Annotated in this window: 24 protein-coding genes and 1 pseudogene; 5 read left to right on the top strand and 20 right to left on the bottom strand. The window is 52.6% G+C overall.

All coding sequences use genetic code 11. The annotated features are described in order from the left end of the window. The first annotated feature begins 35 nt into the window (after window positions 1–35). A complete protein-coding gene (locus ORD20_RS15215) occupies window positions 36–983 on the top strand; it encodes a LysM peptidoglycan-binding domain-containing protein (protein ID WP_158246167.1) in 948 nt (315 codons plus the stop codon). Here ORD20_RS15215 and miaA read toward each other — a convergent pair. Genes miaA through ORD20_RS15195 form a run of 4 tightly spaced genes read right to left on the bottom strand, consistent with a single transcriptional unit; the run spans window position 965 to window position 6920 of the window. Continuing rightward, window positions 965–1933 (bottom strand): tRNA (adenosine(37)-N6)-dimethylallyltransferase MiaA, encoded by a 969-nt coding sequence (gene miaA, locus ORD20_RS15210; protein ID WP_103374537.1) that lies wholly within the window; start codon window positions 1931–1933, stop codon window positions 965–967. The two genes, ORD20_RS15215 and miaA, sit on opposite strands and share 19 nt — an antisense overlap. Then, window positions 1917–3638 (bottom strand): DNA mismatch repair endonuclease MutL, encoded by a 1722-nt coding sequence (mutL, locus tag ORD20_RS15205; RefSeq protein ID WP_103374538.1) that lies wholly within the window; start codon window positions 3636–3638, stop codon window positions 1917–1919. Before mutL ends, miaA begins: the two co-directional genes overlap by 17 nt. Further along, window positions 3601–6201: a DNA mismatch repair protein MutS gene (mutS, locus tag ORD20_RS15200; protein WP_103374539.1), complete on the bottom strand. Its 2601-nt coding sequence runs from the start codon at window positions 6199–6201 to the stop codon at window positions 3601–3603. Before mutS ends, mutL begins: the two co-directional genes overlap by 38 nt. After that, the gene (locus ORD20_RS15195) at window positions 6198–6920 is read right to left on the bottom strand and encodes a hypothetical protein (RefSeq protein ID WP_158246168.1); all 723 of its coding nucleotides are present in this window, start codon (window positions 6918–6920) and stop codon (window positions 6198–6200) included. The genes mutS and ORD20_RS15195 overlap by 4 nt, the downstream gene beginning before the upstream one ends. Window positions 6921–7022: 102 nt before the next feature. Between ORD20_RS15195 and ORD20_RS15190 the strand changes: the two genes are divergently transcribed. The 4 genes from ORD20_RS15190 to ORD20_RS15175 all read left to right on the top strand — a co-directional run bounded on the left by ORD20_RS15190 (window position 7023) and on the right by ORD20_RS15175 (window position 10058). Beyond that, complete coding sequence (locus tag ORD20_RS15190; protein WP_103374541.1) at window positions 7023–7541, top strand: transcription repressor NadR; 519 nt, start codon at window positions 7023–7025, stop codon at window positions 7539–7541. Window positions 7542–7552: 11 nt separating this feature from the next. After that, window positions 7553–8125 (top strand): hypothetical protein, encoded by a 573-nt coding sequence (locus ORD20_RS15185; protein WP_146038979.1) that lies wholly within the window; start codon window positions 7553–7555, stop codon window positions 8123–8125. A gap of 131 nt (window positions 8126–8256) precedes the next feature. Next, window positions 8257–9120, top strand: coding sequence for a nitrilase-related carbon-nitrogen hydrolase (locus tag ORD20_RS15180; RefSeq protein ID WP_158246169.1), 864 nt, complete (start codon window positions 8257–8259; stop codon window positions 9118–9120). Between the two features lie 269 nt (window positions 9121–9389). Beyond that, window positions 9390–10058, top strand: coding sequence for a DedA family protein (locus ORD20_RS15175; protein ID WP_242968297.1), 669 nt, complete (start codon window positions 9390–9392; stop codon window positions 10056–10058). Here the strand turns inward: ORD20_RS15175 and ORD20_RS15170 are convergent. The 16 genes and pseudogenes from ORD20_RS15170 to rimO all read right to left on the bottom strand — a co-directional run bounded on the left by ORD20_RS15170 (window position 10006) and on the right by rimO (window position 24188). Then, window positions 10006–10575 (bottom strand): hypothetical protein, encoded by a 570-nt coding sequence (locus ORD20_RS15170; RefSeq protein WP_103374544.1) that lies wholly within the window; start codon window positions 10573–10575, stop codon window positions 10006–10008. The genes ORD20_RS15175 and ORD20_RS15170 overlap by 53 nt on opposite strands. A gap of 38 nt (window positions 10576–10613) precedes the next feature. Continuing rightward, complete coding sequence (locus tag ORD20_RS15165) at window positions 10614–11687, bottom strand: glycosyl hydrolase family 18 protein (RefSeq protein WP_103374545.1); 1074 nt, start codon at window positions 11685–11687, stop codon at window positions 10614–10616. A gap of 66 nt (window positions 11688–11753) precedes the next feature. After that, window positions 11754–11972: a hypothetical protein gene (locus tag ORD20_RS15160; RefSeq protein WP_103374546.1), complete on the bottom strand. Its 219-nt coding sequence runs from the start codon at window positions 11970–11972 to the stop codon at window positions 11754–11756. A gap of 126 nt (window positions 11973–12098) precedes the next feature. Further along, window positions 12099–13562 (bottom strand): leucyl aminopeptidase, encoded by a 1464-nt coding sequence (locus ORD20_RS15155; protein ID WP_103374547.1) that lies wholly within the window; start codon window positions 13560–13562, stop codon window positions 12099–12101. After that, window positions 13552–14544 (bottom strand): dipeptidase, encoded by a 993-nt coding sequence (locus tag ORD20_RS15150; RefSeq protein WP_103374548.1) that lies wholly within the window; start codon window positions 14542–14544, stop codon window positions 13552–13554. Before ORD20_RS15150 ends, ORD20_RS15155 begins: the two co-directional genes overlap by 11 nt. 11 nt (window positions 14545–14555) lie before the next feature. Further along, the gene (locus ORD20_RS15145) at window positions 14556–15335 is read right to left on the bottom strand and encodes a TIGR00282 family metallophosphoesterase (protein ID WP_103374549.1); all 780 of its coding nucleotides are present in this window, start codon (window positions 15333–15335) and stop codon (window positions 14556–14558) included. A 29-nt stretch (window positions 15336–15364) separates the two neighbouring features. Then, window positions 15365–15877 carry a hypothetical protein gene (locus ORD20_RS15140; protein WP_103374550.1) on the bottom strand — a complete coding sequence of 171 codons (513 nt, stop codon included), beginning with the start codon at window positions 15875–15877 and terminating at the stop codon, window positions 15365–15367. Window positions 15878–15956: 79 nt separating this feature from the next. Then, window positions 15957–16247: a YfhL family 4Fe-4S dicluster ferredoxin gene (locus ORD20_RS15135; protein WP_103374580.1), complete on the bottom strand. Its 291-nt coding sequence runs from the start codon at window positions 16245–16247 to the stop codon at window positions 15957–15959. 16 nt (window positions 16248–16263) lie between these two features. Then, a complete protein-coding gene (locus tag ORD20_RS15130) occupies window positions 16264–16722 on the bottom strand; it encodes a regulatory protein RecX (RefSeq protein ID WP_103374551.1) in 459 nt (152 codons plus the stop codon). After that, window positions 16703–17432: pseudogene (locus ORD20_RS15125) on the bottom strand (recombinase RecA); the annotation flags it as partial. The pseudogene ORD20_RS15125 and the gene ORD20_RS15130, both read right to left, overlap by 20 nt. A 53-nt stretch (window positions 17433–17485) precedes the next feature. Next, window positions 17486–18934 carry a DEAD/DEAH box helicase gene (locus ORD20_RS15120; RefSeq protein WP_430626324.1) on the bottom strand — a complete coding sequence of 483 codons (1449 nt, stop codon included), beginning with the start codon at window positions 18932–18934 and terminating at the stop codon, window positions 17486–17488. 54 nt (window positions 18935–18988) lie between these two features. Beyond that, the gene (locus ORD20_RS15115; protein ID WP_103374554.1) at window positions 18989–20224 is read right to left on the bottom strand and encodes a CinA family nicotinamide mononucleotide deamidase-related protein; all 1236 of its coding nucleotides are present in this window, start codon (window positions 20222–20224) and stop codon (window positions 18989–18991) included. 108 nt (window positions 20225–20332) lie between these two features. Beyond that, window positions 20333–21799 (bottom strand): AAA family ATPase, encoded by a 1467-nt coding sequence (locus ORD20_RS15110; protein ID WP_103374581.1) that lies wholly within the window; start codon window positions 21797–21799, stop codon window positions 20333–20335. Further along, entirely contained in the window at window positions 21799–22122 is a 324-nt protein-coding gene (locus tag ORD20_RS15105; RefSeq protein ID WP_430626323.1) for a hypothetical protein, read from the bottom strand. Before ORD20_RS15105 ends, ORD20_RS15110 begins: the two co-directional genes overlap by 1 nt. Window positions 22123–22359: 237 nt before the next feature. Then, window positions 22360–22866, bottom strand: coding sequence for a CDP-diacylglycerol--glycerol-3-phosphate 3-phosphatidyltransferase (gene pgsA, locus ORD20_RS15100; RefSeq protein WP_158246170.1), 507 nt, complete (start codon window positions 22864–22866; stop codon window positions 22360–22362). Next, window positions 22863–24188 carry a 30S ribosomal protein S12 methylthiotransferase RimO gene (rimO, locus tag ORD20_RS15095; protein WP_242968299.1) on the bottom strand — a complete coding sequence of 442 codons (1326 nt, stop codon included), beginning with the start codon at window positions 24186–24188 and terminating at the stop codon, window positions 22863–22865. The genes pgsA and rimO overlap by 4 nt, the downstream gene beginning before the upstream one ends. Window positions 24189–24194: the final 6 nt, after the last annotated feature.

Here is a 24194-nt window from a genome sequence, read left to right as displayed (position 1 = left end):
CGTAGGACAAGACTATCCCCATAGGAGGAATGCGCATGATAACGTCGACCCCCGGGTGGGCGCCCCGTCAACGGTCGAGCGTCTGGCCTGCACGTGTCGCTGTGGCATGTGGCACCTTGCTGTTGGGCAGTGCCGCGCATCAAACACCTGCGCCCAAAGTCGCGCCAGTCGGTAGGAAAGCCCATTCACCTACGCTCATTGTCCCACGCCCCATTGCCTTACCGAAAAAACTTCGCAGGCCCTTGTCATCGCTGGCCCAGTCGCAAACGCGTGCCCACGTCTATCGGATCCGGTGGGGTGACTCTTTGTGGAGCATTGCCGAAAAGTTTCATGTTTCTGTTGCCACGCTGGAAGCTGCTAATCACTTACACAGTACAACCATTTACGCCGGGGATACATTGACGATTCCCACCCAGAGTCATACCGTAACCCCCGGAGACACTGTGGAATCCATTGCCCGTCGTTACCAAGTCCCTATTTTGAAAATTTGGCATGCAAATCACCTGACGTCTGACCAATTGACCAAGGGACAAGTCCTGAGTGTGCCGGCTGCGAAACCAGAAGCTCACCTCTATGATGCCGAGCCCGTGCAGCCTGCCGCCACCATCTCCCCGTCGACGGTGCCTTTTACGCACGAGGATATCCGGTTATTGGCCCATTTAGTCCACGCCGAAGCCGGCAACCAACCTTTTTTAGGTCAAGTCGCCGTGGCCGCAGTCGTTCTGAATCGGTTAAAAACCCCGGGGTTTCCCAAAACTATCCCCGAGGTGATTGAAGAACCCGGACAATTTGATTCGGTGAGTTCCGGAACTTTTTGGCAAAGTCCCGGAACCTTGGCCTATAAAGCCGTGATGGCAGCCCTGAACGGTGCCGATCCGACGGGCGGGGCGTTATTCTATTACAACCCCTCTTTGCCCTATGCCAGTTGGATGAATACGTTGCCGGTGACAGTAACTATTGGCAATCAAGTCTTTTGTCGTTGAACCGCCACGAGCTCTTGCGCGTGGGAAATAATCTGGGCCGCAACCCGTTCAAATCCGTAGAGAGACAGATCGAGCCAACGAGCAGCCTTTTCCGAACGAAACCATGTCAATTGACGTTTCGCATACTGCTTGGTATGCCGCGCAATAAATTCGTCCCGTTCCGCCGCGGTACTCCGGCCAAAAGCCCATTGCACCGTTTCTCGGTATCCGATAGCGGACAAGCTTTGCGCATGGGCCGGCACCCCCTGCGACAACAGACCTAAGACCTCTTCGGGCAAGCCCTGCGCAATCATCTGGTGCGTACGCTGTGTAATCCGTTGGTGCAAGTCAGCAATAGGGCGAGTCAACACCCAATAGTCGACACGGTAGGGACTTGGCTGTCCCTGCCGTTTTAATGGACGGCCAGTGGTCCACACGACCTCCAATGCCCTCGTAATTCGATTTTTGTCGTTGGCCGCGATTTTGTCATAGCTCACCGGATCTAATACCTTCAGTAAATCGCGAATTTTTTCCCATCCCTGCTCGTCTGCCAATTGCCGGATATGGCGCCGAATAGCTGCCGACAACGCCGGATCTTGGGGAGTAAAGATAAAGTCTTGAACCACGGCCCGAATCCACAGCCCCGTGCCGCCCACCATAATGGGCAAGTGGCCACGCGCCCAAATCTCATGAATGCGGGTTTTGGCGTACTGCTGATATTCGGCCACGGAAAACGTGGCCGACGCATCCACGAGGTCCAAGCCAAAATGCGGAATGCCGCGACGTTCCGCTAACGGAATTTTCGCGGTCCCGATATCCACCCCTTGAAAAATTTGCGCTGAATCACAGGAAATAATTTCGCCCTGCAGTGCCTCGGCGACGGCAAGGCTGACATCAGTTTTCCCCACCGATGTCGGTCCTGCCAAAATCACCAGCGGCGGCTTAACACGCCCGTTATCCCCGTCGTCCAAATCGGCGGTCAACCTCCTCCATACTTAAGTGCAGCGTCGTCGGCCGACCATGCGGACAGCCACGAGGGTCTTCCACCCGTGCCATGAGGTTCAATAGGGTTTGCATTTCTTCCAAGGTGAGGGGACGGTAGGCCTTAACCGCCGCCTTGCATGCGGCCATCGCATACTTCGCCTCTTGCGTCCAAAAGATCGGATGGCCCTGATGGGCATCTTGCTCGGTTAAGGATTCCAGGACGGTACGAATGATCCCCCCATTGTCACCATGCGGTGCTGTCAAGCCTTGCGGCAAAGCGCGAACTAATAAGGTTGTCCCTCCTACTTCCTCCACCTCAAATCCCATTTCTGCAAACAGCGCACGGTTCTCTTGCCATTTTGCCCATTCTGCTGGAAGACACGTATAGGTGTAGGGAATCAACAACGGCTGACTTACGAGAATGTCACGCCCTTTTTTGCGAAATTCCTCATAATACACCCGTTCGTGAGCGGCATGCTGGTCAATGAGATATAACCCCAAAGGACCCTGCGCAATGATGTATTTAGCCTGCCATTGAGCCAACGGGACCAGGGCTTGATATTCTTCATGCAAAATCGGGTCGGGCTCGGGAGCCTCATGACGGGGCCTATCCCATACCAACATTAACTGCTCGTTGGCATGGACCTCTTCGGAAGCCACAGGCACCTCCCAAGAACTGTTGACTCTCAAAGCCGACGACGAGGAATATCGGGTCAACACCTCCGTAACCGCACGGTAGAGGTATCCCGCAATCATCCGTTCGTGGTCAAGACGCACCTCGGCTTTGGTCGGATGGGCATTGGGATCAACCTCCGCGCCATCCACCGTCACCCACAGCCAAAAATAAGGATACCGTCGGTCGGGAACATTCGGACGAAATGCCTCTTCCACCGCATTGCGCAAAACCCAGTTAGTGACCCAGCGCCGATTGATAAAGAGACTTTGTCCCTGACGGGTGCCACGGTGCCGCCCCGCGGGACACACAAACCCCGTCACAGTCACTCCGTGCCCTGACCAAGATACTTCCAGCATGTCCGAGGCCACTTCACGGCCAAACAACTGCAAGACAATCTCATCGATTCGGCCTTGGCCAGAGGTCTGCCATAACACGGTCTGCTCACTCGTGAGTTTGAATGCCACCTCAGGATAGCCAATCGCGTAATGCTGCAGCGTATTTTGAACCGCCCCGAGTTCCGCCGTTGGCGATTTTAAGGCCTTAAGTCGCGCTGGAATATTAAAAAATAAATCCTCGACCACAATCTCTGTGCCCTGGTCCATGGCACACGGCTGCGGCTCTAACGGTATGCCTCCGGTAATCTGAACTTGGTAGCCGTAGGCACTGCCGCGGGGACAAGAGGCCATACGCATGCGGCTGACGGCAGAAATGGCGGCTAAAGCTTCGCCGCGAAAGCCTAGGGTCGTTCCCTGCGCCAAATCCTCTAACCGTTCAATCTTAGAGGTGGCATGACGTTTAACACAAAGGACGAGGTCCTCGCGGTCCATGCCGTGCCCATCATCGCGCACCGCTAAAAATTGCCGTCCTCCCTCAGCTAAGGTCACATCAATATGCTGTGCCTCCGCATCTAAGGCATTCTCCACCAGTTCCTTCGCTACAGAAGCGGGACGCTCCACCACTTCCCCAGCCGCAATTTGGTCAGCGACTAGCGCGTCCAGAATATGTATCCGCCCCACCTTCTACTCCTTTCTGCCGCGCCCTCCGAATACGTTCGAGCCAGTCCGTAATCCACGCCCACGCTTCCCGCGGAGAAAGGTCATCGGGGTCTATAGCGGCGAGGGCCGTCAGTAATTCTTCTCCCATCGGGTCGGGTTGAAACCAGGTGACCTGCTGCAATGGTTCGGTCAATTCCCGACTATGTTCTTCCCATTGCGCCAACAAATGCCGCGCACGGGTCAAAAGCGTCTTCGGCAGTCCCGCAAGCTCCGCTACTTCTACCCCATAAGACCGCGACGCAGCGCCTGTGATAACACGGTGTGTAAACACAAGTTGACCGCTTAATGCGTCATGCGCCACTTCCACAGACAAATTGCTGACCCGCTCACGTGTCTCGGCTAGGCGCGTTAATTCGTGATAATGCGTCGCGAATAGTGTCAACGGGCTGGGTTCTGCGGATAGTCGTTCCGCCACGGCTTGCGCAATAGCCATCCCATCAAACGTCGACGTACCGCGACCCAATTCGTCTAAAATCACCAGACTGTCACGCTGACTCTGCCGTAAAATCCAAGCCATTTCTTCCATTTCCACCATAAACGTACTTTGTCCCCGGTATATATCGTCGTCAGCCCCGATACGTGTATAGAGGCCCGTAAACAATGGCAGCTGCATCTCCTTGCACGCCACGGGTGCCCCTATGTGGGCCAGGAGCACATTGAGAGCAACCGCGCGCATAAATGTTGACTTCCCGCCCATATTAGGCCCGGTGATTAACGCCAGCCGCAAGCTGTCAGGAAATTCCACATGAGTCGGCACAAAATGCTGCGTAAAGGTCTCTAATACCGGATGGCGCAATCCGTTCAACTTCAGATGACGATCTTGCGCATCGTCATTCCATTGCGGTAAGTAGTAATGACGCTGCACAGATACTTCAGCCAGAGCCGTCAACGCATCCATCTCACCCAGCCACCGAGCTACGTCATTCAGTAAGGCGCTCGCCTCGCGGATCGTTGCCAGTACCTCGCTCGCTTTTTGGTATTCATAGGTCTTCAACTCCGTCTCCGCTTCCACAATCGTGCGCTCTAACTCCAACAAGCTATCGCTAGTAAATCGCTCAGCATTGGCCATGGTCTGGCGACGACGCCAATCATCTGGTACCTTATGGGCTTGCCCATGACTCACTTCCAAATAATACCCAAAGGTACGATGGTAGCCGACCTTGAGCGATTTAATCCCAGAGCGTTCTCGTTCCGACTGCTCTAGCTGGGCTAATGCCTCGCGTTGATGGCTTAACAAAGCCCGGTAGCGATCAATGCGGGCATCGGCACCCTCGCGAATGAGGCCGCCTTCGTCCCATTTCACAGGAGGGTCGTCATGCAAAATGGCCATGTGGGTGAGAATCTCGCTTACGCCCCGCTCACCGGGTCTAGCCACTTCCCCTTGGAAGTCGCTTGGTAGTGGCTGGATTATTTGATACACGGCTTGTACTTGTTGCAAGCCCGTCCGAATAGCAATCAAGTCCTTAGGCGACGCGAGCCCTAATGCAACGCGCGAAACGCGCTTGGCCAAATCCCCGATGGGCCGAATTTGTTGGCGTAGAGCATCGCGAATGAGCGGTTTGTCCATCCAACCCGCAATAGCGCGTTGACGTTTCTGAATACGGATTAAGGAGGCCAACGGACGTTCCAACCACGCCATCAGTTGACGTTTGCCCATGGGCGTACACGTTTTGTCAAGCACGGACAACAAGCTAGGCCCATTGTCGCTGAACACGTTGAGTTGGCGGAGCGTACGAGCACTCACGGCCATGGTATCACCAGGCTTAATCCACGCAATGTAGCTAAGATGAATAGGGTCTTGGCGCTCTAGCCGCGTAACATAGCGCCATAAAACGTAAACCGCGGCCTGAGCGGCTTCATGCTCAGCAAGCCCCCACCCACTTAGGGTCTGGGTCCCTAGCTTCGCAGCCAAGAAGGCTTCTTGTTCGCGGCGGTTAGGCACCAAAGCAAACCATGGAGCAGACTCGATTAAATGGCCGGATAAGGTGAGTGGTTCGGGCCAATTCGACAAATACTCCTGGGGTCTCCAATGCGCCCACTGTTCCGTGACCTGTTCCGCCGCCAAGCGCCCCATACGCTGTTCGCTTAGGTATATAGTACCTGTCGCGAGTTCCGCCACGGCCAAGGCCCATTCTTTCTTGGTGGCATAAATCACGGCAAGACGTGCAGGAGTTTGATCGTTTTCGCCAATGTACGTCCCCGGCGACACCACACGGATAATTTGGCGCTCAACCAATCCCTTTGCCTGCTTAGGATCTTCCGTCTGTTCCGCAATCGCCACGGTAAATCCGGCGTCAATGAGGCGCTTAAGGTATTGATCCACCGCATGATAGGGCACCCCACACATCGGCGTGACTTTGTCGCGCGTAGTGAGTTGCACATCCAAAATCGGCGCCGCCACGGTGGCATCGTCACCAAACAACTCGTAAAAATCCCCCAGTCTAAAAAAGAGCAAGGCCTCAGGATTTTCTTTTTTCAATCGTTGATATTGTTCTTGCATAGGCGTCGTTTTCACGCGGTTCACCAGGCAAACCCCTCACTCTCACCATGGGCGGCTAACCATAATCCTTCAAGAAAGCCCCGGGGATGAAACGTCACATAATCCCATCCATAGACTGAAAACAGTTGCCGCACCAATTGCAATCCTTGGGGAAAAATTTGACGACGCAGGGCATCTAGCGTCGAAAGACGTTCCGGATACGCGGCCAATTCGGCTAATAACGCCTCAACCTGCGAGACGTAAATGACGTTCGTTCGCACCATCTGGGATAAGACTTGCGCCGTTCCCCCTATCAGCACCGGGTGCTGAATACGCCCCACGGCTGGCCATGTTACCGACTCTTGCCGCACGGCACCAACGGGAACGCTAAACGCCTCCGATGACGAGGCGAATTCCGTGCTGCCTCCCCCAATATCCACAATCCACTCCATCTGGGGGACGGCATCTTTGACGGCCATCCATGTCAATCGAGCTTCTTGCCAACCGCTCACCTCATGATAATCCCAACCCGCCTTTCTCACTAAAACCGCAAGATCCGGATGGCGCCGCATTGCTTCTCCCCCGGCCGCGATCATCACTTGGCACTGTGTTTGGCGGGCGCTATCAGTAAAAGACGTGATCACTTCAGCTAATGCATCTTCTCGGTCGTCCGCAAACATATTAACCAACCGTTGTTGGCGCATGAGCACATGAGACAGATCTGTTGCAATTAACAAACTCGTACTCGTTGACCCGATCTTCATTGCGGCTACCCTTTGCATATTGTCACCCTTTAAAAAAATTGCTCAGACTACGCCAATGTGTCAGTATTATAACAAATTATCTTCGGAAGGCAGGTATAGGGTATGACTGGAAGTGAACGCCGGGCATGGCTTAAAGCACATTTAAACGGTACCACGCCCATTGCGGGACATGAGCTGTCTCAGACATTAGGGGTCAGCCGTCAAGTGGTCGTGCAAGACATTGCCTTATTACGCGCGGAAGGACATCCCATCATCTCCACCCCGCGGGGGTATATGATTTGGGAAAAGCCTTCGGGCAGTATTCGGCAAGTGCTAGCAGTCAAACACTCTGATGACCCCCATATTGTTCGACAGGAGCTCCTCACCCTGGTTTCGCATCATGTCACGGTGCTTAATGTCATTGTCGCCCATCCCCTATACGGTGAGCTCGTAGGCAACTTGAATTTAACCTCGTCCGACGACGTGGACAATTTCCTACAAACGATGCAGTCACAAGGTGCCGCCCTGCTGTCTCAGTTAACGGATGGAGTCCACCTGCATACGGTCGAGGGCACGCCGGACAACATCGCCCGCGCCAAACACGCATTACAAACTATCCATATTTTATTGCAACCCAGTTGATGGAGCACGTTATGCCACACGCGTATTTTCTCGACACAGCACTCTATGAGCCCTTAATCCCTTCTGACGCGTGGATAATGGGGCGTGGTTGCCCGGATATCTCGGCACCTTGGCCTCTTGAACAGCGGGGTCTATTTATAGAGGACGACCAGCAGATGTTTTGGATCAAAGACGACACATGGCGCCACGAGCCCATGACGAACTTGCCGCTCCTCGTGGAATGGCACCAACAGTCTGTCGCATTAATGGCTGAATCACACCTTCAATTTCCGGAAATCAGTCGGTATTTCGCTCATCATGGGGCCATGCTCTTCCTTGTCGTTGGGGAAGCTCCACGCGCTGATTACCGCAGCGGGTTGTGGCGAGAGGTCCAGCAAAATCAAGTCGTGGCGTTGACGTGGTGGCCGCACCCCGGTCTTCTTGTTCCCTGCGAAATGGACCCCACGACCACCGGATTTATTCCGGCCGTCTCTTCCCATGTCCAATGGGAATGGTCTCAGGTGTTCGAGGTTCGAGAACGCTATCCCCTGTGGCAACGGCGGCGCCCCGATCTCTACCGCACGCACTGGTGGATTGCCCCATGACAATCGGCCATCGGGTGAAAAACCTCTATCTCCGCGTACTCGCTGGCCACCTGCGCCGTACATTGCAGCGTTCCTGGACGCCTTTAACAGCACCACGGCATGACTTCCCTCGACGAAAGGAGAGGCCTGTAGTGCGAATAGCCGCGGCTCAGTTTTCTTTAGATGCCGTGCCTGAACCGTCTTTGTGGCATAAGCGGCTTCATGCCATCTTTCAATCCGCGGCTCAAGCCAGAGCGGATATCCTCGTATTCCCGGAAGATATGTCACTGCCTCTGCTTGGCATCATTGCACGGTGGCTGCCCCGCTCCCCAGGTCCACCTGACCCAAGTCAAACAGCCTTGGCTCTTGCTACTCTCGCACCCATTGCTTATGACCATTGGCAGCGTGTGATGCAAGATATGGCACGCCATTTTGCGATTATTACGGTTGCGGGTTCAGGACTCACGGTCCGGCACCAGCGGCTAGTCAATCAAGCCCTAATCATCTCGGATCAAGGCCATATCATGGCCGAACAACCCAAAATGCACTTATTTGCTTTTGAACAGGATTGGGGAGTAACCGCCGGATCCCTCGTCAACCAAACCGCCAACTCCTGGTCCTTATACACGGTCGTATGCAATGATGCCACTTATTTCGAGACGTTTCGTATGCTACGACATCGGGGTGCTGATCTCATCGCCGTTCCTATCGCCGATCCCGAACCCCAATATTCCGAACATAAAGCACGAAGAGGCACGTGGGCGCGCGTGCAAGAAACGCCTGTATGCGGGATTGTAGGCGCGGGCACAGGTTCCCTATTCGGCTTTACCTTAAGCGGTAAAGCTGGCATTTATCTACCAGCAGCTTTAACCCCTGACCACACTGGCATTGTTGCTGAATCTTCCTCGGCGTACGGAGAGGGCATTGTCATGGCCGATGTCGACTTAGACGCGTTGCACGAGTACCAGAAAAGTCAACCGAAACTTCCTAAGGGTCCCTGGCAGCATCCCTTTTAAGGTCTTTATACGCCGGGCAATGATGCCATGACATCATGTTGTGTCTGCTCGCCTGCATTCCGAGCGAAAAGCAGATAAAAGATCGCCCGGCACGTGGACACCGGAGTTGTCTTCCGGCGTGTGGTATTATCATAATGTCTTAAAGACTCTCTTAAGTGTGTAAGGGGTCTAATGGGGGCGAGACATGAGTCTAATCCCCTTCACCGGCGCCTATTATGACGTTTTGCCGTGGCATACGCGCGGCGTTGTGGGGAACGAACAATGCCTAATTGACAACCACCAAGCCGCCTTCGGGAGAATCCCGACTTGCGGTTGGTAGGAAGAAAGGAACAGATGCGGTGGTGGCCCTTTTACATAGTGTTACCCATGGGATTCTTGCCTTAGGCATTATGGGTGTGTTTATTGGCATGTTTCTGGAAAGCGCATACATCCCGGTGCCTTCTGAGATTATCTTGCCGTATGCCGGATATCTGGTCTATCTCCACCGCGCCACCTTAACGGAAGCTATGCTGGCAGGTTTACTCGGAGGGCTCTTTGGAGCAGTTTTTGCCTACTGGATCGCGCGGTACGGGGGCAGGCCTTTGATAGAGAAATATGGCCGCTATGTCCTCATTCACCAAAAACAAATAGAGCGTGCGGACCATTGGTTTCAGCGCCATGGTGATGGCGCCGTATTTTTTGGGCGGTTACTCCCCGGCATCCGCACGTATATCTCGTTGCCAGCCGGTGTTGCGGAAATGCCAATAGGGCGATTCATCCTTTTTTCTTTGCTAGGGGCACTGCCTTGGACCATTTTATTTACCTATATTGGCTATATTTTAGGCAACCGTTGGCAAAATATCGGCCACTTAGCCCAATATTTTGGTGCCGTCGTCGTGGTGTTGTTTATCGCTTGGATTGCCATGTTGTGGAGGAATCGCGCCAAAACCAATCACTAACTTCCCACCAAATGAGCCACGGCACCATCCACAAAACTTCGAGGTCCATGTGCACTCGCATCGGCGCTAACGCTTCCACAATATTTTCTAAACCAACGGCCCCTAAGGTAATGGTGCGCAAGACCGTCAGTGCGCTGTGCCAGGGGCTCATCCAATTTTGCAGCGCAAACGGCAAGGCGAATCCGGCAACAAATCCTGTCACAACGGCCAATACCTGTCCCGAACCGATGACTAAGGCCCACAGGGTGCCAACGGCTTCGAGCGGTTCAACCCATAAATGGGACAAGGTATGGGAAATTCTTTGATGCCGTTGAATATCGGCTAAGGCTTTAAAAACTAAAATGCAACCGGCCGCAAACCACCAGCCGCGCAATGAGGCGGGGGCACGATCTCCTGTCGTTTGCCATAGCACCACAACCACGACCATGCCCAATCCCCAGAGCCAAAGAGTGGACAAAGTGTGGGACAAACGCCCCCGCTCAAAGAAGCCCGCTCCCCCCTGAAAGCCAACGAGCATACCCGCTCCCAATACCCAGAGGTCCTGTGTCAGGCTTGTTACCCCCTTGGAATCTTCGTCCAAAATCCGGGTGACTCAAATCCTAACCGCCATAACGCCACACCTGCTAAATGCCGAGATTGCGCTAATCGCACACGAGCTTGAGCCGATCGATTCCCCATGTAGTAAACAATATGCTTGACCCCTGCTCGCGTAGTATAGGTCAACACATTTTGAGAGTCCCAAGGATTATACCGAGACGTCACCCCATATTCGTGCTCAAGGGACGGTACACTCTCATCTGGCACCGTGGTGGCAGGACCTGCAGACCCGTTATCCACCCAGTCATACCCATACATGCCAATGGCTAAAATCAAGTGGTCCGCCGGGACGAGTTTAAGTGCTGCATCCATATTTTGTTTAACCCACTCCCACGGCGCCACCGGTCCCGGAGGGCCCCCGCTATAGTGATGGTCGTAAGTCATGATGACCAAGTAATTGGCTGACGCGCCCAGTTGCCTGTAGTCATAGGCGCCATTAATCGAAGACGGTACTCCTACGAGCGGAAACACGGAGACGGCCACAATTTTATGAATCGCATGGAGTTGTTTGCTGAGTTGAGCGATAAAGAGGCTAAGATCTCCGCGACTCGATGCAGGAATCAGTTCGAAATCGATATTAACGCCATCTAAGTGATCCTGCTTAACCAACGCTACTATATTGTTGACGGCATTTGTACGCGCAGCAGCGCTGTATAAGACCTGCGCACTACCCTGCGCATTATTGAACAGCGGAACGACCTGCACGTGATGGGCATGAGCAAGACGCACCACACTTGGGGTATAGCCGATATCGGACACAGCGCCCGACGGGTCGACGAGAAACCAACGGGGACTTACCGTACTCAACTGCGTCACATGGTGTTCAAAAGACGATTCCGACCCTGGGTGTCCACTTGTTGGGTTATAATTTTGATAGAAACCAACGACCTGAAAGTTTTGCAACGCTGGGGCGGCCGATCGTGGCGCACGAATGCTGATCCATGCAATGAGGGCAATAACCACAGCGGCCACTCCCCCAACAATCCAGACTTTATATTCGCGCCACACCATAAGCCAGTCCCGGTTATTCATCGTACAGCCCTCTTTTAGGTTATTTGCCCATAGTATGGACAATCCCCATTACATCATGCGCCTGATCTACGGGCTCTTGACCAGGCGCCGATGGCTTTTTAACAACGTCCGTAACTGCCGATTTTCTAGCTCCAATGAGTGAATTCGCCATTGCTTTTCACGCGCTTGCAATGTTAAGAGGTTCATGAGGACACGGCGGCTCGAACGCAGCCCTAACAACTTAGCATGCAGGCTTTGGATTTCTTCTTCCAACCGCGCAATTTCTTTTTGCGCATCGTGGTACATCAATTCCACCTCCTGAGCCTAGTATACCGAGGATAGTGGCAAATTATTCCTCAAGTGGCAAAGCGTGAGGATCACAAAGCGCCTAGGACGGTCCGTCCTAGGCGCTTTGGCAACCCACCACGTTTATTAACCCAAAGTATGTGCCAATTGCACAAACGTCCGCACCATGACTCCTGTAGCTCCACTCACAGCAGTCAGGGGGCCTTCTTTGGTCCACGCGGTCCCCGCAATGTCCAAATGGGCAAATGGTACGTCTCCCGCGAATTCACTGATAATCATCCCACCCGTGATAGTACCCGCATCGCGTCCTGGCGAATTTTTCATATCCGCTACTGACGATTTATACAACGCCTTGTATTCCGGATAGATGGGCAATTGCCACACTCGTTCACCCGCCGCAGTTGCCGCTGTAATCACCTGGTTGGCTAAAGCCGTATCGGTCGCCACGAGCCCTGTCGCTTCATGGCCTAATACGACAATAACCGCCCCGGTTAAGGTGGACGTTTCGACGATCCAGTCGGGGTGGAGATGCGCGGCATAACTCACACCATCTGCCAACGCCACGCGCCCTTCCGCATCGGTGTTCGTAATTTCAATCGTTTTGCCATTAAATGCCCGCACCACATCACCCGGCTTATAGGCTGAGCCCGACGGCATATTTTGAGCGATTGCCATAATGCCAATCACATTAATCGCGGGTTTTGTATCCGCAATCGCACACATCGCGCCTAACACAGCACCTGCACCCAACATGTCATACTTCATTTCTTCCATGTTAGCCGATGGTTTGAGACTAATGCCCCCCGAATCAAACGTTATGCCCTTTCCGACAAGCGCCAATGTTTTTTCGCCGTGCCCATGATAGCGCATCACGACGAGTCGAGGAGGATGCACACTACCTTGTCCCACGCCCAACAACGCACCCATGCCAAGTTCAGCTAAGCGCGCTTCATCCATGACCTCGACCTCAAAGCCATGCGCGTTCCCCGCCTTGACCGCCTCTTGCGCCAAGAGCTCAGGATATAATTTGTTCGATGGCGTAAAACCTAGCTCACGGGTCAGGTTTTGGGCCTGTCCAAGGGATAAGCCGCGTTTAATGCCCAAAGCCGCCGCCTCGTCGTCCTGAATGCCCGCCAATACGAGGGCCGGAATTTGACGGTCGACAGGCTTTTGATGATATCCTTCAAAGCGCCAGCTTCCCAGTACCCATCCTTCGACAGCCGCCGTTACTGCGTCTAATGCGGCATAATCAGCCTCCGGTAGCTCGAATCCTACGGAGCGCACTTTTAAGCTTTCGCTGGTTTGCGCCGCTTGCCCCATAATCTTCCGTAACGCATGGACATCAAACTCCTTAGATGGGCCCATGCCGATAAAGAGAACGCGATCAAGGTCGGCATCCGTGCTCGTCACGATAAAGCGCTGTAGAAGCTTTCCTTCAAATTCTTGACGCGCCCATGCATCCGCTAACGCGCGGCGCAGACCTCCGGGGATATGTTCCGAAACTTGTCCAGCACTATCCTGAAATACGCCCACAACCGTCAACTCAACGGTCCCAGTCTGAAGGCGACCTGTTATTGTCTTAATATCCATGGTTATCCCTCTCCTCCTTACGTGACCACTCGCGGGTAAAAAACTCCACATAATTCATCCCAAAAATGCGACGAATTGTATCGTCTGCCAAACCTCGCGCACTCATACGGTCTGCTAAGTGGGTCAGACGTGTCACGTCCTCTAGTCCATCCACCGGATGTTCCACCCCGTCGAAATCTGATCCCAACCCTAAATGGTGATCATCGCCCACCAAGTCAAGATGCAGACAGGCATGGTCCACAACCCGTTCGACATCTTCTTGACCTCCCAAGAAATCGCGCACAAACGTCAATCCTTGAATGCCATTGGCTTTGGCCAATGCAATAATCTGCGCATCCGTCAAGTTGCGGCGATGGTCCGCCAATGTACGGCAGTTTGAATGCGAGGCGATGACCGGGCGCTCAGACGTCTCCATGGCATCCCAAAACGCTGCATGGCTGAGATGAGAGACATCAAGTACGATCCCCACCCGGTTCATTTCTTGTACAATCCTGCGTCCTGCAACACTCAGGCCGCCGCCTCCCGGGTCTTCCCCCGCTCCATCCGCTAACGCATTGCGCTCGTTCCACGTCAAACTCATCAAGCGAAAACCTAGGCGGTGCATAATGCGCACCATACGAGGGTCGGTGCCAACCGCTTCGGCTCCTTCCATGGACATGACCACTCCGATTTTACCCGGCGATAGCGCTGCCAACAACGACCTGTCATCCACAACGGGCACGACCATACCGCCTGCCCCCAACACTTCTTGGTCAAATTGGTCAACAAACGACAGAAGTCGAGGTAAGGCCCGTTCCGGTTTATATTCGGGCTCCACCCAACACGAAAGGAATTGCAAGCGGTGGCCGCCTTCGACCATGCGGGGAAAATCCAGCTGCCCCTCGTGTGAGCGCTCGTACAAGTGCCGCTTTCCCTTTAGAGCGTCCAGTAAACTATCTGCATGCGTATCGACCACGGGTGTTTCTTCGCCATGCCATAACACGTACACTCCTCCTACTCCCGGTAGAATATCCTATGAAGAGACAGTGCCTTGCCATTGGTCGGATCGACATCCACCACTAAGCCGCCAAATTGACCGGGACCCGTCGCCGTCTCGAAGCGTACTGGCATTTGAGTCCGCATTTTTTGGATGACCAACTCAGATTTTACTCCAATTACCGAGTCACAAGGACCGGTCATCCCCAGATCAGTGATATAAGCGGTGCCTTTAGGCAAAATACGCTCATCCGCCGTCTGTACGTGGGTATGAGTACCCACCAACGCGCTGACCCGCCCGTCTAAATACCATCCCAAGGCAATCTTTTCCGACGTGGTCTCGGCATGAAAATCGACGAGAATGACCTTAACTTCAGAGGGCAAACTACTCAGCACATGATCAAGCCCTTGTAAAGGGTCATCATATTGGAACGGCATAAATGCCCGTCCCGCTACATTAATGACGGCCACCGGAATATCGTTGGTGGCCGTGACAACGTACCCATGACCCGGAGTGCCCGGAGGAAGGTTGAGCGGTCGTAAAAGAGCTGGGACATCATCGAGAAAATCAAAGACCTCTTTTTTATCAAAGATATGATTTCCCGACGTCAAGACATCAACCCCGGACCCGAGAAGGTCATCCATGATTTCGTGGGTAATCCCGTTACCCCCAGCCGCATTCTCGCCATTGGCCACAACCATATCAATAGCGTACTCTTCACGTAGACGGGGAAGAGCCTCTTTAAGCATACGGCGACCGGTTTTTCCCACGATGTCTCCCACTAACAAAACCTTCATAGCCGCCCGCCTTTCCTCCTTCAACCCACTTAGGTATTAAACACCACAACCCGTCCCTCGTCTCGCAACGCCACTAAATGTCCATGTGCGTCTTTTGTGAGGGCTTCAAGATTGGCCTGAATCGTTTCCTCCTGAAGCATTAATTCTTCTTCCAAGAGATCATGGGAATCCATTACCACGTCTTGTTCGAACCAATCATGAAGAATCTCGATCATCATGCCCACTTCCTCGACGGATACGGTCTCAATATCCCGTCGCAATTCAATAATCGTGGCAGTGTCCCACTCAAGACGATCCAGACTAATCTGCGATAAAGGCCGGCCCGTAACCCACCGGTAGGTTTGCAGCACATCTTGGAGCTGAAGTTGGAAGCGTTGCCATACGTCTTCCCCCAACGTCTTACGGACGATGAATGTCATATTAAGCGTCCGGTCATCAGGATTAAATTGGACGCTGTTGATCTCCGGATACCGCATCATAACCGTAATTAATGCCCCAAGCCCCCGTGTGCTACTCCCCCAACCTGATGATGATAGGTTCATTCCGCACCCTCCTTTTCCGGCCATCCCACATCTTCTTGATATCATATGCGATGCCATAGAAAACTCGCTTTATGGTCGCTTAGAGGACGGGAGGCTTCCACTGGTCAGTATTTTCTAGTGCTTTACCGGGATACAGCCGTTGAAATTTTGTCTCTAATTCCTCCCGCGATTCGGAGTGTGCAACATCAGCGACGCAGGCCTCTACAGGACACACATCAGCGCACTGTTGGGTCCCGTAAAACCCAAAGCACTCGGTACAGTGGTCCGGATCAATAATATAAATATCGACCCCTTCGCGAATGGCTTCATTGGGGCACTCCGGCTCGCAAGCACCACACGAAATACACTCATCAATAATCTTTAATGCCATACCTACGGCTCCTTTCTCATCCCCCTTGGTCGCCATGCCCTATTATCTTCCAGACAATAGACGTGGGAAAGCCCCGGCGGACAAGGTACCGTCCGTAGCGAATACGCTCGCGGTCATCCTTGATATCGTAACGCTCTTGCAGACCTTCAGCAATCTTTAACCAATCAATATTCTGCTGCCGTTCTTCCCATAAAGGCTCCCATACCTCTCGCGGCAGCTTTTTATCCTGAAGTTTTTGGACTACGAGTCTTGGCCCCATCGTACCATTGCGTAGACATTGCTCGATAAGTTGGGCGGCAACCCGCTTGTCATCGAGCCATCCTTTGGCCTCCAGTTGGTCCATGACCGAGTCCACCAAAGGTTCAGGAAAACCCGCCCGGAGAAGCCGGGCGGAGAGATCCTGTCGACTATAATCACGATACCCCAACCACCTTAGGGCTTGTAGGTAAGGATCTTTATTGGATGTCTTGGTCATCTTGAGCGCCTATGGTCACCAGTGACGAGGCCGCTTGAAAATGTTGGCGAATTTTTGTGTCTAATTCTTGCGCCAGCTCAGGATTTTTCTTGAGATAGTCCCGAGTATTCTCACGCCCTTGCCCCAGGCGCAAATCTCCGTAGGCATACCATGCACCGCTCTTTTGCACTAAATTAATCTCAACTGCCAAATCCAGGATACTTCCCTCACGGGAAACCCCTTCCCCATAGAGAATATCAAATTCGGCTTGCTTGAACGGGGGAGCCACCTTATTTTTCACAACCTTGACGCGCGTTCGATTGCCCACCACATCGGTTCCTTGCTTTAAGCTGTCGATACGGCGCACTTCAAGACGCAAGGAAGAGTAGAACTTCAGAGCTCGCCCTCCAGGGGTTGTCTCCGGATTTCCAAACATCACACCAATTTTTTCTCGAAGTTGGTTAATAAAGACTGTGACCGTATTCGATTTCGAAATCGACGCCGTCAACTTACGCAAGGCTCAGGCGGGACAACATGGGAATCATTTCGCCCGTGCTTGCACAAGGGCCCAACAGGAATCACCGCCCCATTTCGCCCTCGCAATTTTCAGCGCGTGGCACATTGAGGGCTGCCACCTTAGTCCACGATCCAACCATGCTCTAATCAATCAACGCCCCGGACCGAACCAACGCTTCCGCAATTTCTAACGCTTGCAATTCACAGCCCGTATCACCCCTATAGGATTTGGGCTTCCCCAAAATCGAGCCCTTACCGAACTGCTTTTCTATTTGGGCGAAATATGCGCACCTTCCGCTAAGCCCCGCACAATATCAGCCGGAGAGACGCGGTCCATCCGCCCGAGGTTTAAGAACAGCCGAACCATTCCGGGCTCTGCGCCCGTTTCCCCGAACTCTCCTTCTGGCGCTTGATCATGCCCCTTATCCAGCATTAAGCGCAAAGCAGCAGCGGCAATATCAACACTGTCATACGACTGTGCGAGTTCCATCACAATCTCTTGATAAGCCGGCAACACACCATGCTCGATTTCATCGGCCAAGCGGTTTTTCAATGCTTCCCGCTGTTTCTCTGCAACATCCTCCTGGGTAGGTAAGGGCCGCCGTTGTAAGCGAACATGCAACAACTTTTCCATTTGCCGCAGTTGGCGAAATTCCTTGGGCAACACGAGAGTAATTGCCGTGCCGCTCTTGCCGGCTCGTCCCGTCCGTCCAATACGGTGGACATAAGTCTCTGTGTCTTGAGACAAGTCATAGTTGATAACGTGCGTCACGTTGTCAATGTCCAATCCTCGCGCCGCGACATCGGTAGCGACCAGAATTTCACTAACTCCCTCTTTAAAGCGTTTCAACACCCGGTTCCGTTGCACTTGATTCAAGTCCCCGTGGATGGCTTCGGCAGAATAACCTCGCGCTTGCAAGCCCTCGGCCAATTCATCGACGCGTTTTTTCGTGCGGCAGAAGATAATGGTGCGCTCAGCGCCCTCCATGTCCAAAATCCTGGACAACCCATCTAATTTTTCATGTTCTCGCACTTCGTAATAGACTTGTTCAATCTTGGGCACCGTCAAACGCTCGGGGCTAATCGATACGTGTTCAGGATGGCGCAGATACTTCCGAGCCAACCGGGAAATGGCATCAGGAACGGTCGCTGAAAATAGCATCGTCTGGCGCTCGGTGGGTACATTCTGCAAAATGAACTCGACGTCTTCGATGAAGCCCATGTCAAGCATTTCGTCGGCTTCATCCAAAACCACGACCTTAACGTTATCAAGCTTTAATGTCCCTCGGCGAATATGGTCCATGACACGACCAGGTGTTCCAATCACAACCTGTGCGCCGTGTTCTAGCGCTCGAATCTGACGGTCATAGGACTGCCCTCCATAAATCGGAACCACTTTCACGCCCGCATGGCGGCCGATTTTGGTGATTTCTTCTGATACCTGAATGGCTAATTCCCGCGTGGGGGCCATCACCAAGGCCTGCACTTTTTTGCTGCGATGGTCCAACAACTCGACAATCGGAACACCAAATGCAGCTGTCTTCCCGGTTCCCGTTTGAGCCTGTCCAATAATATCGTGCCCTTGCAAAATCAAGGGAATGGTTTTAACCTGAATGGGTGATGGTTCTTCAAAGCCCATGTCTTCTAAAGCTTTAAGTACTGGGCTGGTCAACCCCATACTTTTAAACGATTCAAGTTTTACTGTTTCCTCTTCCATCGAAAGCTCCTTCATCATATGTTTTAATGTCCTCTCCATCCCACACCCGATACGTTAACCCGGTAATTCGAGTAGGTCCCACAATTGCGTCAACGCCATCTCTACCGCGGCCTCTCGTACTCCTTGTCGGTCAACGTGAATAATGCGTTTGCGAACCACCGTTTGGCCTTTATGGCTTACCGCCGTATAAAACGTCCCTACAGGATTTTCGGCGTCTCCACCCCCGGGACCTGCATACCCTGTCGTACTCAGACCCCAATCCGTGTGAAACCGTTGGCAAACAGCCTCTGCCATCGCCTGCGCGCATTCAGCACTAACCGCCCCAAACTCTTCCAGTACATGTCCCGGCACTCCAGACAGCTGCTTGACATGATCAGTATACGCAACAGTCCCTCCTGACACACAGAGCGATGCGCCCGGCACTTCAATAAGACGCGCGGCTAAAAGCCCACCGGTGAGGGATTCCATCATGCTACAGGTCTCATGCCGTTTTTGCAGGGTCTCGACAATGACTTGGGCACGATTCACCCCTTGAACATGATACAACGGTGCTTGAACCTGACCCTTTACCCACGCTAGAGCCCGTTGCGCTAAAACGGTCCCGTGCTCGGAAAATGCGGTAGTCTCGACCCGAATGTCCACTTGCCCAGGCTTCGCATAGATTCCCATTTTAGGATGTTGGCCGGCCAAAAGCGGTTCAATCCAGTGTGCGAGTGTCGCTTCGCCGATATCGAAGCATGAAAGACTTTGACGCATGACCGTTCGGCTACCTTGCATACGGCGCAACCACGGCAATAAATACTGCTCAACAATGGCTTCCATTTCTCGTGGTGGCCCGGGCAACAAAACCAGCGTTTGCCCCTCTAATTCAATCAGTTCACCCGGAGCCTGGCCCTTGGGATTTTGCCAGATGACCGCTCCCGACACGACTGACGCTTGTTTCTTAATTGATTCTTCCCAACCTGAGTTCCGTCCATGATGTTCCGAAATGTATTGGTGTGTCTCGGAATCCACAGTCACCGGCCGCTGATATAACTGAGCCACCGCTTCCTTAGTCACGTCATCTGCCGTAGGACCCAAACCACCCGTCACAACCACCAGGTCACAGTCCTGGCGCAAATAGCGAAGGGCTTGGATAATGGTGCGCACACTATCCCCTACCACAGTTTGGGCGTGAATATGTATCCCGACCGATAATAATTGTTGCGCAAGCCACACGGCATTGGAATTCATGACTTCGCCGGTCAACACTTCATCGCCTACCGCCACGAGGCCGGCAAGTTTGAACACTCCTGTCCCTCCGTACTATCAGGTATTTTGATCATGCCATATTTGGGACAGAATTACAACCACCTGCACACCCCCCAGCCCTGCAGGGTGTGCAGGCATGCCATAAATTTACGCGATATAAGCCCGTACGGCCTCGCCGGGAAGAGTTTCGTGCTCCAATAACGCATTGGCCAGCGTCCACAACTCCGCTTCATGGCTCGTAATCAATTCGTCGACGACGGTTTGTTGCTCCGCTATAATATCTCGGATCGTCTTGTACAACGTCTCTGGCGACAACGCTTCTTCTTGAACCACACCGAGCGGAGATAACCCCGACAACACCATTTGGCGTGCAATATCCCATGCCTTTTCAAAATCGTTGGCCGCTCCTGTACTTTGTTCCCCTAACAAGATGCGCTCGGCCGTTGAACCCCCTAATAGAACGCGAATATCCGCTTTGAGTTCCGAGATAGTTTGCAACAGCCGATCATCTTCGGGAGCATGCCGCACAAAACCTAGCGCCATTCCCCGCGCGGCAATCGTAATTGACGACACGGAGCCCGGGGATACTAATTCCCCCACAATGGCATGACCTCCTTCGTGAACCGCTACTCTTTTCAGGTCTTCACGGCGCAAGTTGCGGTCGATTTTTTCCCCTAACATCACTTTATCGACGGCTTGACGGAGGTGCCTTGTTGTTATGACATCGGTCTCTTCTCGCATCGCCAGGATGGCTGCTTCATTACAAACACTTTCTAAATGTGCCCCCGAAAATCCGAAGGTTTCCCGAGCAATGCTATCCAAATCCACGTCCGGTGCAAGCGGTTTATTACGCGTGTGCAATTGCAAAATGCTTAGCCGTCCTTCGCGATCCGGTAAATCTACCCGCACCATGCGATCAAAGCGGCCCGGGCGCATCAGAGCATTGTCGAGCAAATCCGCGCGGTTAGTGGCGGCCATCACTAAAATCCGCACATCGTCCTCATGAATCTGCATGCCATCCATTTCGACCAGCAGTTGGTTAAGGGTTTGGTCATACTCCAAATGAGATTGGTTGCTGCCGCGTTTCCCGGCCATCACTTCAATTTCATCAATAAAGATGATAGCACTAGACTTTTTTTCTTTACGGGCCAAAGTGCGTGCGTCTTGAAACAACTGACGTACCCGCTGCGCACCCACACCCGCATACATTTCGACAAACTCCGAACCTGACGCAGCCAAAAAGACGGATTCCGTATATTGAGCAGCGGCCTTGGCCAATAAGGTTTTCCCCGTGCCAGGGGGGCCGGTTAAGAGAATCCCTTTTAACGGCCGTATTCCGAGTTTACTAATCACTTCGGGCTTTAAAATAAATTCCAAGGCTTCCTTGAGTTCGCTTTTAGCCATATGCTGGCCGCCTATATCTTGAAACGTCGTATTGACTTGGCTTAGCACGATTTTTCGTGCGCTTTTATTACTTAAGCGACTCAAAATACCCGAAAAGTAGAGTGCGGAACCCAAAGCAATAAGTAAAACGAGCGGCCAAATATCAATGCCATCAAGACCTAAGAAAACAATTACGGCTAGACCAATCCCCACAGCCACTTCTCGTTTCATCATCCTTGGCCCCCTAATCGTAACGGCATGACAATGTCTTCCCAATATTGCGGGGCCCTCAAGGTGACAAAAATGTGACGACTACTGATTTGTACGGTCGCCGCGAAATGGTCATGTTTAGCCACCTGCTGGATGGATGCATTCATCGCGACATATTGTCCCGTGGCTTCACCTTGGGCAATTATGAGGCGAAGAGTATTGAGTGATTGAAGCATAGCAGGACTCGGATGCGATACAATCGTAATGGCCGTCGGTACATGGCCGTAACGCTTTGCATGGCGTGCAACAAGGGCGAGCGGATTGCTGACCGCATATAAATCCATTGAACGCCGCGCAACAATCCTAAAACCAATGCAAAGACAACAAATACCAAAAAAACTTGCCGAACCGTAAACTTCATCAATGGTTCTCGCCCTCCTTCAACCACCATGTCACGAATCATTTCGCAATCAATGGGGAGTATATCATAGCGAGAACAATTGAGCGCAGGCAATGCTTGTCTAGACGGGGAAAGCCCGCCACATCAGGAAAAGCCAAGAAAGTTTATCTTTCCAAAAAACTCACGCGCGTGGCCAATACCGATAAAAGTATTCAATACCACTCCAGATGGTGAGCGTTAACGCGACTACCCAAAACACAATTGGGACCATCCCTGTCAATACCGCCGAAGCACCTAAAGCAAAAAGCTGCCCTGTCGTCTTCCACTTCGCAACGGCACTGGCGCCCATCGTCGTTCCAGCGGGAAGAATCGACCGCAATCCCGTTATCGCAAATTCACGCAACAATAAAATCAACACGATCCAAACAGAAAGCCGATTTGACGCAATTAGCGCCAAACCGGAACCTAGCACAAGAATTTTATCCGCCAAAGGGTCCATATAAGCCCCAAAATGCGTTGTTTTTGATGCATGCCGTGCAAGACGTCCATCAACAAAATCTGTCATACCCGCAATAATAAACACCACCAAGCCGATCCAATGCCACTTAGGAGCGTGAGCTAACCATAGAGCCACCACAACCGGCGTGAGAATAATCCTCGACAATGTGACTTGGTCGGCTACATTCACATTAGCGCCTCCGCCAACAGGTCGTATTCGCGTGTTCCAGAGATCTTGACGGGAATAATCTGCCCGGGGCTAAAACGTCCTTTTACGTACGTCACCCCATCAATGCCGGGTGCATCAGTAGCCCCGCGCCCCACACTAACAGTATCACCTATATCTTCAATCAATACTGGCATCACATGGCCAATGTGGCGTCCCCGTACCGATCCCACTAATTTGCGTTGCACCAGCATCGCCTCGCGGCGCCGACGCTGCTTTACCGCTTCGGACACCGGATCTCCCAATTTTTCCGCCCTTGTACCCTCTTCATGCGAATACGTGAAAATGCCGACGTGGTCAAAGCGCATTTCCTCTATAAAGTTCAGCAAGGTTTGGAAATGGTCATCGGTTTCACCCGGAAACCCGACGATAAACGTTGTACGTAAGGTGATATCAGGTATAGCGTCCCGAATCATCCCTAGGACCCGATCTGTTTTATCCCGCCGAAATGGCCGACCCATTTTTTGCAGAAGTTCAGGATGGGCGTGTTGGAGAGGCATATCTAAATACGGGGCCACAACGGGTAAATCGCGCATCGCACGCACAAGATCGGGAGTAATCTGCGTGGGATAACTATACATAATACGAACAAAAACCAAATCCGGGATCTCTTGTAAGGCATACAACAGCCGTGGCAGCTCCGGATGTCCGTAGAGATCATGGCCCCAAATAGTGGAATCTTGGGCAATTAAAATCAATTCGCGTACCCCTTGCGCTACCAATCGTTTGGCTTCAGCCACAATATCTTGCAGAGGTCGGCTGCGGTATCCTCCCCGCATTTGGGGGATAGCGCAAAAGGCACAACTGTGGTCACAGCCTTCGGCAATTTTTAAGTAGGCCGTATAATTGGGTGTTGTTAATTTGCGTGGAGCTGCTAATCCACTTACCGGCATTTCTCCCCAAAAACTTGGGCGCGTACCGTTTAACGCCCCTTCCACGGCTTCCACAATGCGGTGAAACTCGCCTGTTCCTACCATGGCATCGACTTCAGGCAAATCATCCCATAAGGTTTGCTGATATCTTTGCGAGAGACATCCAGCCATGACTAATGCCTTGAGTTGGCCAGTTTCCCGGTAATGATTCATCTCAAGAATCGTATCAATCGATTCTTGCTTGGCTGAGTTGATAAAGCCGCACGTATTCACAATCAACACTTCGGCATCATCGGCTTCCGGTGTTAACTGGTACCCTGCTTGTTCAAGAAGACCGAGCATCACTTCCGAGTCTACTCGGTTTTTGGGGCAGCCTAGAGAGACCATCCCCACTTTCGTCGCCAAAACAATCACCTCGGA

The sequence above is a fragment of the Sulfobacillus thermotolerans genome (assembly GCF_039623705.1).
In the GTDB taxonomy this organism is placed as follows: Bacteria; Bacillota; Sulfobacillia; order Sulfobacillales; family Sulfobacillaceae; genus Sulfobacillus; species Sulfobacillus thermotolerans.
This window is presented reverse-complemented; position numbering and strand designations above follow the sequence as displayed.

What these genes read in the sequence shown, in the direction of transcription:
- ORD20_RS15195 (WP_158246168.1), bottom strand. Translation starts at nt 6,920, where the DNA reads ATGAAGATCGGGTCAACGAGTACGAGTTTGTTAATTGCAACAGATCTG.
- ORD20_RS15120 (WP_430626324.1), bottom strand. Translation starts at nt 18,934, where the DNA reads ATGGAAGAGGAAACAGTAAAACTTGAATCGTTTAAAAGTATGGGGTTG.
- ORD20_RS15110 (WP_103374581.1), bottom strand. Translation starts at nt 21,799, where the DNA reads ATGAAACGAGAAGTGGCTGTGGGGATTGGTCTAGCCGTAATTGTTTTC.
- ORD20_RS15160 (WP_103374546.1), bottom strand. Translation starts at nt 11,972, where the DNA reads ATGTACCACGATGCGCAAAAAGAAATTGCGCGGTTGGAAGAAGAAATC.
- ORD20_RS15145 (WP_103374549.1), bottom strand. Translation starts at nt 15,335, where the DNA reads ATGAAGGTTTTGTTAGTGGGAGACATCGTGGGAAAAACCGGTCGCCGT.
- ORD20_RS15130 (WP_103374551.1), bottom strand. Translation starts at nt 16,722, where the DNA reads ATGACCAAGACATCCAATAAAGATCCTTACCTACAAGCCCTAAGGTGG.
- ORD20_RS15165 (WP_103374545.1), bottom strand. Translation starts at nt 11,687, where the DNA reads ATGAATAACCGGGACTGGCTTATGGTGTGGCGCGAATATAAAGTCTGG.
- ORD20_RS15140 (WP_103374550.1), bottom strand. Translation starts at nt 15,877, where the DNA reads ATGAACCTATCATCATCAGGTTGGGGGAGTAGCACACGGGGGCTTGGG.
- ORD20_RS15215 (WP_158246167.1), top strand. Translation starts at nt 36, where the DNA reads ATGATAACGTCGACCCCCGGGTGGGCGCCCCGTCAACGGTCGAGCGTC.
- ORD20_RS15190 (WP_103374541.1), top strand. Translation starts at nt 7,023, where the DNA reads ATGACTGGAAGTGAACGCCGGGCATGGCTTAAAGCACATTTAAACGGT.
- ORD20_RS15170 (WP_103374544.1), bottom strand. Translation starts at nt 10,575, where the DNA reads ATGCTCGTTGGCTTTCAGGGGGGAGCGGGCTTCTTTGAGCGGGGGCGT.
- ORD20_RS15105 (WP_430626323.1), bottom strand. Translation starts at nt 22,122, where the DNA reads ATGGATTTATATGCGGTCAGCAATCCGCTCGCCCTTGTTGCACGCCAT.
- ORD20_RS15185 (WP_146038979.1), top strand. Translation starts at nt 7,553, where the DNA reads ATGCCACACGCGTATTTTCTCGACACAGCACTCTATGAGCCCTTAATC.
- ORD20_RS15135 (WP_103374580.1), bottom strand. Translation starts at nt 16,247, where the DNA reads ATGGCATTAAAGATTATTGATGAGTGTATTTCGTGTGGTGCTTGCGAG.
- ORD20_RS15155 (WP_103374547.1), bottom strand. Translation starts at nt 13,562, where the DNA reads ATGGATATTAAGACAATAACAGGTCGCCTTCAGACTGGGACCGTTGAG.